The organism is Microbacterium sp. (assembly GCF_047972865.1).
In the GTDB taxonomy this organism is placed as follows: Bacteria; Actinomycetota; Actinomycetes; order Actinomycetales; family Microbacteriaceae; genus Microbacterium.
The window spans coordinates 1-3,398 of sequence record NZ_JBKEAY010000236.1 but is presented as its reverse complement, the minus strand read 5'-3'; the positions used below and the strand labels follow the sequence as shown (position 1 = coordinate 3,398).

The following is a 3,398-nucleotide window of genomic DNA, read 5'->3' as shown; positions in this document are numbered from 1 at the left end:
CCAGCGCCCTCCGCGAGAACAGGCCCGTGTGGGTGTGGCGCCGCTCGGCCAGGAACACCTCGACCTGCCCCGCCGTCAACTCGCCCGCTGTGATGCCCTGCGCCTGAAGCCACCGGGACAGATGAGCCAGTAGCCGCAACTGGTTCATCAGCGACTTCCGTGCGAATCCACGCCAAACAAGCTCTCTCTCGAACCGGTGGGCCACGTCTTCCAGCGGACCGGCGATGAGCACGCCGCGTCCCTCGATCTCGATCCTGACCATGAACTGCTCCTGTCTCCTCACGTTGAGAAGACCAGCCGATCAGGACCACACGATTATGCCGACAACTCCAGCCCGCCCACCGCCACCAACCTCGACGACCATCCCGGCGATGATCGGCGCGACGCCCACGACGTCGCGGATGTTCGAGGCGGTCGCGGCGCAGCTGAAGCCGGTGAAGATCGCGATCGATGTGAAGACCACGAGCTCCACGGGTGAACTCCTCGACGCGATCAACGCCGGGCAGGTCGCCGCGACGGATCTGCCGATGACGCTGACGTCGATGTACTTCTTCTACAACCAGAACTGGAGTCCGACCGCCATCCTGAACGGGCTTCGGGAGGACGACCCCGAGCTCGCAGGTCTCGTCGCGACGGCGGCCGCGATGCCGGTCAATCAGTCCGAGCAGGCGTGGGTGGATGTCAGCATCTACATCGTGGACAACGCGTACACCGTGCCGATCGTGGCCACACCGCAGCGCTACGTCGCGCAGAAGAACATCGGCGGGCTCGACATCAACCTGGTCACGGCCTACCTGATCCCGGCCGACGTCGCGGTGAACTCCGTCGTCATCGTCGTGGGAACGCAGCTCAACAGCGTGCTCATCGGGCGGGTATCTCTGCGCTCGATCATGATCGTCGCCGCCTTCGTCGGGACCGCCGGCGCGATCTTCATGACGACAGCCGCTGCCCTGGGCGCGCCGCTGCTCGTCGTCTTGGCGGGCCTCGCGCTGGTGCCGCTGACCTTCGGGCCGCTCACCGCCAACCTCTCCGCCGTCGCACTCGCGCCGTTCGTCAAGGGCTCCGGAGCGGCGGCTGCCCTACTCGGCACCGCACAGTCGCTCATCGGCGCCGTCATCCCGCCGCTGACCGCGCTGATCGGCACGACCGCCGTGGTGATGGGCGCGACGATGAGCGGTGGGCTGCTGATCGCGTTGATCATCGTCCTCGTCCTCGCCCGGCGCCCGGGAGCGCTGTCGGCGCACGCCCCGACCATCGCCGAACAGGCGCCGATCGAACCGTCGCGCGCACACGCCCCGCCGTCGCCCGCTTGATCCGCGCATCCGCGAGACGTCGCGCGCCGGTTCCGCGTTCCACTCAGCGGAACAGCGGCATCGGCGAGGGAATGGCCGGGACGGCCCCCGTCTTGTTCCTGGAGGCGGCGCCGTGCCGCCGGCGAGGACACAGAGATGAAGAGCGTGCAGTTCCGTTCCTACGGCGGGCCCGAGGTTCTCGAAGTCGTGGACGCGCCCGAACCGGTACCGGGTCCCGGCGAGATTGTCATCCGGGTGGATGCCGCAGGGGTGAACCCGATCGACACGAAGATCCGTTTGGGCTACATGAAGGACGTGATGCCCGTGGACTTCCCGTCGGGGACGGGCGGAGATGCTGCTGGGCGCGTGGAAGCGGTCGGCGAAGGAGTGGACGACGTGCAGGTCGGCGACCTGGTCTTCGGCTCGGGCCGGGCGACCTATGCCGAGCGGGCCATCCTCACCGCCTGGGCGCCGGTGCCGGAGGGCACGGCGAGGGTCGAGGCGGCGGGCTGGGGCGGTCCGGTGGAGACCGCGGTTCGCGTGCTCGATCAACTCGGGGTCGAGCCCGGGTGGACGCTCTTCGTGAGCGGCGCCTCCGGCGGCGTCGGCACCGCCGTCGTTCAGATCGCCCGTGCGCGCGGGCTCACCGTGATCGGGTCGGCGAGCGAGGCCAACCAGCAGCGCCTCGCAGACCTGGGCGCAACGCCGCTCGTGTACGGAGACGACCTGGAGACCCGTGTCGCCGCGGTTGCTCCGAACGGCGTGGATGCCGCGCTGGACGTCGCGGGGTCGGGGATCATCCCGGAGCTCATCACGATCACGGGCGACCCGGCGCGCGTGCTGTCGATCGCCGACTTCTCGGCCGTCGAGCACGGGGCGCAGGACTCCGGCGGCGGAACCGGTCACGGGCCACGCGCGGCGTTCGACGAGGTCCTCGCCATCCCAGGCTTCGCCCTGGATGTTGCGGCGACGTTCCCGCTGGCCGAGGCCGGAGCCGCGCAGGACCGCGTGCTCGAGGGGCACACCCCGGGCAAGATCGTCATCGTCCCCTGACGGGAGCGTGCCGGGCTCCTCTGAGCGGAGCCCGGCACCGTTCAGTCCTTCGGGCGTGTCAGGGTTTGAAGTCGACTGAAGAAGTCTGCACCGGCCGGCCGCCCTGGGAGCACGGCCCGATATCGACGAGATGATCGCGACGATCGGTCATCCCCAGGCGAGCGAGCACTTCGTCGAGGTCCTCACCCGGCGGGCCGGCGATCTCACCGGGAACGATGGGCGTGCGGCTCAGGCGGGCGTTCGGCCCCACCGTGCGGATGGGCTCGCCGGAGCGCAGCGGTCGCGTGAGGCTGAGCCCGCGGGGCTTCGCGAGCGGGTCCTCCATCGTCTCCTCCTGGGTGCGCGCGACCGCGGCGCCGATGCCGGCGGCGCGCAGGCGCTCGACCCACACCGTCGCGTCGTCGGCGGCGAACGCGGCTTCGAGCCGCCGTTCGACATCGTCCGATCCGACGCGATCCCCGCGATGGCTGTCACCGCCGAGCGGTGCGCATCCGACATCGCGGTGACGACGAAGTCTCGATCCCGCGCGTGGTACAGCCGGTCGAACGGCCCCCAGCCCGGCTCCTCCGCAACGGGCTCATCCCAGACGCGCCCCTCGAAGGCGACCATGTACGGGAGCTGATGGAACGTCGCCGTGTGCGACAACGAGGAGTGTACGGACTGGCCGGTGCCCCCGCGCATACGGTGTACAGCGCCGCGAGTCGCCGCCGCCGAGTTCCCCGCGCCGTAGTCGTTCAGTGCCAGCATCACCATGCCCGGGGTCTCCGGACCGAACCATCGGGTCTGGATTCCCGTCAGCGCCTGTCCCAGCTCCTCCCGGCCACGGTAGGCGCCGCGCGATCCGGTGTGGCCGAAGGCGCTGACACCCACGCGAATGATGTCGGGCCTGCGCTCGCGGTCGGCGGCGTCGCCGATGCCTAGAGCGTGTCCTCTAGGTCATCGGAGCCAGAGGATGATGGTGGCGATGGTGAGTTCGGCGGCGTAGTAGGCGGCGCGTTTGGCGTAGCGGGTTGCGAGGTCGCGGAACTGCTTGAGTCTGGCGAAGCACCGTTC

Annotated in this window: 4 protein-coding genes and 1 pseudogene; 2 read left to right on the top strand and 3 right to left on the bottom strand. The window is 69.7% G+C overall.

What is annotated here, in order from left to right; translation table 11 throughout:
* Positions 1 to 262, bottom strand: a 262-nt coding sequence (locus ACK5KK_RS14590) for a hypothetical protein (protein ID WP_416890807.1), incomplete at its 3' end; no start/stop codon positions are given.
* A 109-nt stretch (positions 263 to 371) separates the two neighbouring features.
* Here ACK5KK_RS14590 and ACK5KK_RS14585 point away from each other — a divergent pair.
* Together ACK5KK_RS14585 and ACK5KK_RS14580 are read left to right on the top strand one after the other, a co-directional pair.
* Positions 372 to 1,313 (top strand): hypothetical protein, encoded by a 942-nt coding sequence (locus tag ACK5KK_RS14585; RefSeq protein WP_416890806.1) that lies wholly within the window; start codon positions 372 to 374, stop codon positions 1,311 to 1,313.
* A gap of 135 nt (positions 1,314 to 1,448) precedes the next feature.
* Entirely contained in the window at positions 1,449 to 2,345 is an 897-nt protein-coding gene (locus ACK5KK_RS14580) for an NADP-dependent oxidoreductase (RefSeq protein ID WP_416890805.1), read from the top strand.
* A 58-nt stretch (positions 2,346 to 2,403) separates the two neighbouring features.
* On the opposite strand, the gene ACK5KK_RS14575 is transcribed toward ACK5KK_RS14580, so the two are convergent.
* Together ACK5KK_RS14575 and ACK5KK_RS14570 are read right to left on the bottom strand one after the other, a co-directional pair.
* On the bottom strand, positions 2,404 to 2,901 hold the full coding sequence (locus ACK5KK_RS14575) for a CoA transferase (protein ID WP_416890808.1): 498 nt from the start codon (positions 2,899 to 2,901) through the stop codon (positions 2,404 to 2,406).
* Positions 2,814 to 3,260: pseudogene (locus ACK5KK_RS14570) on the bottom strand (CoA transferase); the annotation flags it as partial. The pseudogene ACK5KK_RS14570 and the gene ACK5KK_RS14575, both read right to left, overlap by 88 nt.
* Positions 3,261 to 3,398 lie beyond the last annotated feature (138 nt).